This window comes from Cellulomonas sp. P5_C6 (assembly GCF_054049635.1).
This window is the reverse complement of the sequence record NZ_JBFULZ010000268.1, coordinates 1-4,450: the sequence shown is the minus strand read 5'-3', so window position 1 is coordinate 4,450 and position 4,450 is coordinate 1. Positions and strand designations below refer to the sequence as shown.

Sequence of the window (4,450 nt, the reverse complement as noted above, 5' to 3'; positions counted from 1 at the left end):
GCACCCACCCCCGTCGCACCCGTCGCCGTCGCGCCCGCGCCGGACCCCTCGCTCGCGCCCGTCGCGCCGCAGACCCCCGCCGACCTCCCGTACCCCCCGTCGCCCGCAGCGCAGGACATCGCGCTCGGCGCGCTGGAGCAGGCGCTGGAGGCGGCGCTGGCCGGCGAGGGCGCCGCGGTCACGTACGCGCTGGTCGACGGTGGCCCCGCGGCCACCCACGAGGTCCGCCGGTTCGAGGCGGACGCGACACCCGACGCCCGGGAGTGGGTGCGGACCTCCGGGGCCGCGCGCGCCGCGGTCGCCTGGGTGGGCCGCCTGCCCGGTGACGCGACGGACCCGAGCTCGGTGGGCTCCCGCGCGGTGCTGGTCGAGGCGTCGGATGCCGGGGCCCCGAGCCTCGTCGTCGCGCACCGCTACTCGGTCGCCGTCGCGGAGGGCGAGGGCCGGGCCCGGCCCGCGCGGGCCGTCGGCGGGCCGCTGGTGCTGGGGCAGGGCGCGCCGCTGCTCTGAGCGTCGCGGGAACCCCGGCGCGGTCGGGGGCGTTGAGCAGCCCATGGGCGTCCCCGTCACCCCCGTCGACCCGCAGCTCCCCACCGTCGTCGCACCACCGTCGCCCGCGGCGACGGCGTTCGACCCCGCCGCCGACGTCCGGACCGAGCTCGACCGCCAGATCACGGCCTACGTCCAGCTGGGCCTCCCGGCGCTGCTCGGTGAGGACCCGACGGCGTTCCGGACCCGGCTCGCCCCGCTGGCCGAGGTCGCGCGGACCCCGACCACCTCGGCCTCCGTGGAGGGCGACGACGTCCCGTTCGTGCTGGTCCTGCCGGGCCTGGACCTCAACGACGTGGCTCCCGCGATGCGCCGCGGCAAGCAGCTCGGCGTCAGCGTCATCGACCGCGTCGAGGCGCCGACCTACCGCCCGATCGAGGGCATCGCCGTCCCCGCCGAGCCGTACCTGCTGTGGGGCGTCGACACCGGCTCGGAGTTCTGCAACGTCCGGCCGGAGGACGCGCTGGCCACGATCACGGGCCGCGGCCGGACCCCGCTGACGATCGACGAGGGCGTCGCGCTGGTCGTCGTCCGGCCGGACATGCTGCGCCCCAACAAGTGCTTCTCGCTGCTGGCATCACGGACCGGGACCAACCAGCGCGTCCCCGCCGTGTGGATCAGCGAGCGGCGCGCGAAGCTCGGCTGGTGCTGGGACCGCAACCCGCACACGTGGCTCGGCGCGGCGTCCGCCGCCGACCGTGTCGCCCACGCCGACGCCTGACTAGTCTGCGACGGGGCGCCGCGGGCGCTCACTCACGGCGCGAGGAGGACCCATGCGGTTTCGCACGACGATCCAGCTGAGCGGCAAGACCGCCACGGGCATGCCCGTCCCCGACGAGGTCGTGACGGCCATGGGCCGCGGCGCACGCTTCCCGGTGGTGGTCACCATCAACGGCTACTCCTATCGCAGCACGGTCACGCCCTACGGCGGCCAGACCTTGATCCCCGTCAGCGCCGAGAACCGCGCGGGCGCGGGCGTCGCGGCCGGCGAGGACGTCGACGTGGACATCGAGTTCGACGACGGCCCGCGCACCGTCGACGTTCCCGACGACCTCGCGGCCGCGCTGGTCGGCCCGGCGCGCGCGGCGTTCGACGCGCTGTCGTTCAGCCGCCAGAAGGCGATCGTCCAGCCGATCGAGGACGCCAAGACCCCCGAGACCCGCGAGCGCCGGATCGCCAAGGCCGCGTCCGAGCTGGCCGCGGGCTGACGGCTCCCCCACCGAGCCCTCCGTCAGGACGCCGCGCGCACCGGGTACCACCGCGACCCGAACCGGCGCGTGACGCTCCGCCCGCTGATGTCCGCCAGCTCGTCCAGCCGTGCGAGGACGGCCCACCCGACCCGGCGAGCGGTCTGGTCGTCGTCGGCCTGGAACCGGACGGTCACGCGAGCCTCGCCCCGCACGATGGCGACGTCGTGGGCCTCGACCGTGGTCATCGCCTCGGCGGTCGCGACCGCCTCCGGCAGCACGTCCGGCGCGGCGACCCCGGGCCTGAGCAGCCCGATCGCCGCGGTCACCCGATAGGAGGGCACCGCGTCAGCCCTCGGCCCGGACGGCCGGTGCCGACGAGGGAGGCGGGCGACGATCCATGGCGCAACGCTAGCCGGACCCCAGGTCCCGCACGGCCTCGCGCTCGGGGGCGGAAGGACGGGACGATGCGCGCATGGGGATGACCAGCACGTCGCGGGTTCGCTGGCTGCGCTACGGGGCCGTCGTCGCGTTCGGGATCGGGTTCGGGTACGTCGAGGCGGCGGTGGTCCACTACCTGCGCCTGGCGCTGGGCACGGAGCTCGTCTACGACGCCCCCGTGCGACGGGTCTACCTGGACCTCGGGGTGATCCGGTTCGTCGACCCAGTACGCACGATGCTCGTCGACCCGGACCTCGCCCGCGCCGAGACCGCGCGGGAGGCCGCGACCATCGTCATGCTCGCCGCGGTCGCGGTGCTGGCGGGGCGCAGGTTCTGGCACGGGGTGGCCGCGTTCTTCATCGCGTTCACCGTATGGGACCTGACCTACTACCTCTTCCTGCGCGTGCTGACCGGGTGGCCGACGAGCCTGACGGACACCGACGTGTTCTTCCTCATCCCGGTGCCGTGGCTGGGACCCGTGGCCACGGCCGTGGTCGCGTCGACGGCAGTGTTCGCGGTCGCGTCGTGGAGCTACCTACGACCGGCAGCGTGGGCGCACCGACCCAGGGACTGAGCGCCGGTCAGGCCGTCTTGGCGTACCAGGCCTCGTTGATGCTGCGGTTCACCACGATCCGCTGCCGGGTCTGCGCGACGACGCCGATCAGGGCCAGCACCAGCAGCAGCGCGTACCACCACCAGCCGGCGTCGACTGCGCTGCTGAAGCTGCCCTCCGTGAAGTCGGCGGAGTTCAGCGAGCCCACCAGCAGCATCAGGCCGCCGACCACGCTGACGGCGCCGGCGATGGAGCTGACCACCGCGAGCACGATCATCGGCATGTTCCCCAGGACCGACACCAGACCGAGGACCGCGCCGACGGCGACGCCGACGAGCACCGCGAGCCAGTTCCAGTCGATCCCGAGGGCGACGACCAGGCCTGCCCCGATCACGTAGCCGAAGACCGCCATCGCGAGGATCACGGCCACCGCGTAGTAGAGGTAGGCGAGCACGGCGAAGACCAGGGCGAAGACCAGGCCCGAGACCCAGCCGAGCGCCGTGCCGAGGAAGCTCTCGTCCGCGAGCGAGGCGAACAGCCCCGCCCCGAAGGCGAACCCTGCGAAGAAGCCCCAGATGGGGAGGACGAGCCGGAGAACGAACTGCCCCGCGAAGAGCATCACGCCCCCAGCGACGATTGCGAGGATGCCCAACAGGATGTCCGCCATGACTGCAATGTAGGACTCGCTGCCGTCGATCCGTGCGAGTTTCGGGGTCGAGCCGCCCTCGAGCATCCCGATCCGGTGTCTGCACCTCCTATCCACGGCCCCCGGCTCGGAGTAGACCTAGGACGAATCGGTGCAAATCGGTGCACCGACGATCCGTCAGGAGGTTGGAGCCATGCCGAAGTTCATGGACGTTCACCACGGGATGACCGGCATCACGCCCGAGGCGCTCAAGGCCGCGCACCAGGCGGACGTCGACATCCAGGGCGAGGAGGGCGTCGACTTCCAGAGCGCGTGGGGCGACCCGGAGTCGGGGATGGTCTGGTGCATCTCGGAGGCCCCCGACGCCGATGCGGTCCTCCGCATCCACGAGCGGACCGGCCACCCGGCCGTCGAGATCTACCCGGTCCCGGTCGAGGCCTAGCGCCGCGCCCCTACGACAAAGGCCCCGCACCAGCGATTCTGCTGGTCACGGGGCCTTCGCGGTGGAGCCGCCAAAGAGAATCGAACTCTTGACCTTCTCTTTACAAGAGGATCCAGAGTTGGCACCCAGTGTGGCTCCCACGCAAGGAGGCCCGGGCTACGGGCTTGCAACGGCCCGTGGGCGCTCCCATCGCCTCGGACTCGGTGTCCGGGAGAGCGGGTCAGACCCCCTCCCGCCGCGTGACAGCCCTGTCATCTCACCGTGCAGCACACCCGTGCGCGGGCATCTGGCTCGACGAGCGCGCGCTGCAGGTCCTCTGACTGCAGGCCCCGCCGTGAACTGAACGCCGCAGCGCACCGGCTGACGCGACGCCCGACGGAGGCACGTGCAGCTGGACCTACCGGCCGTCGCTGCGGGCCTGGCGGCGGGCGCCTTGTGCCTGCGAGGATGCGTCGCGCTTGGCTCCACCGGTGGTCTGCGAGTGGCTGCGCGCCTCGCCGGCGTCCACGGTCGCCCCGCCGAGCGGGTCGCTGGCCGGACCGGTCGAACGGTTTGCGCGGGCGGCGGCCAGCCGTTCTTGCTTCAGCGTCTCGGCCGCTTCGCTCGCCAGCTTCTCGAGCAGGCGGCTGACC

At 73.2% G+C, this 4,450-nt stretch carries 6 protein-coding genes and 2 pseudogenes; 5 read left to right on the top strand and 3 right to left on the bottom strand.

The window, feature by feature from the left end; all coding sequences use genetic code 11:
• The 3 genes and pseudogenes from ACXJKG_RS19760 to ACXJKG_RS19750 all read left to right on the top strand — a co-directional run.
• A pseudogene (locus tag ACXJKG_RS19760) lies at positions 1-510 on the top strand (hypothetical protein); the annotation flags it as partial.
• A 43-nt stretch (positions 511-553) separates the two neighbouring features.
• Positions 554-1,270, top strand: coding sequence for a DUF5701 family protein (locus tag ACXJKG_RS19755; protein ID WP_456847434.1), 717 nt, complete (start codon positions 554-556; stop codon positions 1,268-1,270).
• Between the two features lie 52 nt (positions 1,271-1,322).
• Positions 1,323-1,757, top strand: coding sequence for a YdeI/OmpD-associated family protein (locus ACXJKG_RS19750; protein ID WP_456847433.1), 435 nt, complete (start codon positions 1,323-1,325; stop codon positions 1,755-1,757).
• Between the two features lie 23 nt (positions 1,758-1,780).
• On the opposite strand, the gene ACXJKG_RS19745 is transcribed toward ACXJKG_RS19750, so the two are convergent.
• Positions 1,781-2,080, bottom strand: a complete 300-nt coding sequence (locus ACXJKG_RS19745; RefSeq protein WP_456847432.1) for a hypothetical protein — start codon at positions 2,078-2,080, stop codon at positions 1,781-1,783.
• 131 nt (positions 2,081-2,211) lie between these two features.
• Between ACXJKG_RS19745 and ACXJKG_RS19740 the strand changes: the two genes are divergently transcribed.
• A complete protein-coding gene (locus ACXJKG_RS19740) occupies positions 2,212-2,751 on the top strand; it encodes a hypothetical protein (protein WP_456847431.1) in 540 nt (179 codons plus the stop codon).
• Between the two features lie 7 nt (positions 2,752-2,758).
• On the opposite strand, the gene ACXJKG_RS19735 is transcribed toward ACXJKG_RS19740, so the two are convergent.
• The gene (locus ACXJKG_RS19735) at positions 2,759-3,397 is read right to left on the bottom strand and encodes a DUF4203 domain-containing protein (protein ID WP_456847430.1); all 639 of its coding nucleotides are present in this window, start codon (positions 3,395-3,397) and stop codon (positions 2,759-2,761) included.
• A gap of 172 nt (positions 3,398-3,569) precedes the next feature.
• Here ACXJKG_RS19735 and ACXJKG_RS19730 point away from each other — a divergent pair, with 172 nt between their 5' ends.
• Positions 3,570-3,818, top strand: a complete 249-nt coding sequence (locus tag ACXJKG_RS19730; RefSeq protein ID WP_456847429.1) for an SCO4226 family nickel-binding protein — start codon at positions 3,570-3,572, stop codon at positions 3,816-3,818.
• A gap of 397 nt (positions 3,819-4,215) precedes the next feature.
• On the opposite strand, the pseudogene ACXJKG_RS19725 reads toward ACXJKG_RS19730, so the two are convergent.
• A pseudogene (locus tag ACXJKG_RS19725) lies at positions 4,216-4,450 on the bottom strand (hypothetical protein); the annotation flags it as partial.

What these genes read in the sequence shown, in the direction of transcription:
- ACXJKG_RS19730 (WP_456847429.1), top strand. Translation starts at nt 3,570, where the DNA reads ATGCCGAAGTTCATGGACGTTCACCACGGGATGACCGGCATCACGCCC.
- ACXJKG_RS19740 (WP_456847431.1), top strand. Translation starts at nt 2,212, where the DNA reads ATGGGGATGACCAGCACGTCGCGGGTTCGCTGGCTGCGCTACGGGGCC.
- ACXJKG_RS19735 (WP_456847430.1), bottom strand. Translation starts at nt 3,397, where the DNA reads ATGGCGGACATCCTGTTGGGCATCCTCGCAATCGTCGCTGGGGGCGTG.
- ACXJKG_RS19755 (WP_456847434.1), top strand. Translation starts at nt 554, where the DNA reads ATGGGCGTCCCCGTCACCCCCGTCGACCCGCAGCTCCCCACCGTCGTC.
- ACXJKG_RS19750 (WP_456847433.1), top strand. Translation starts at nt 1,323, where the DNA reads ATGCGGTTTCGCACGACGATCCAGCTGAGCGGCAAGACCGCCACGGGC.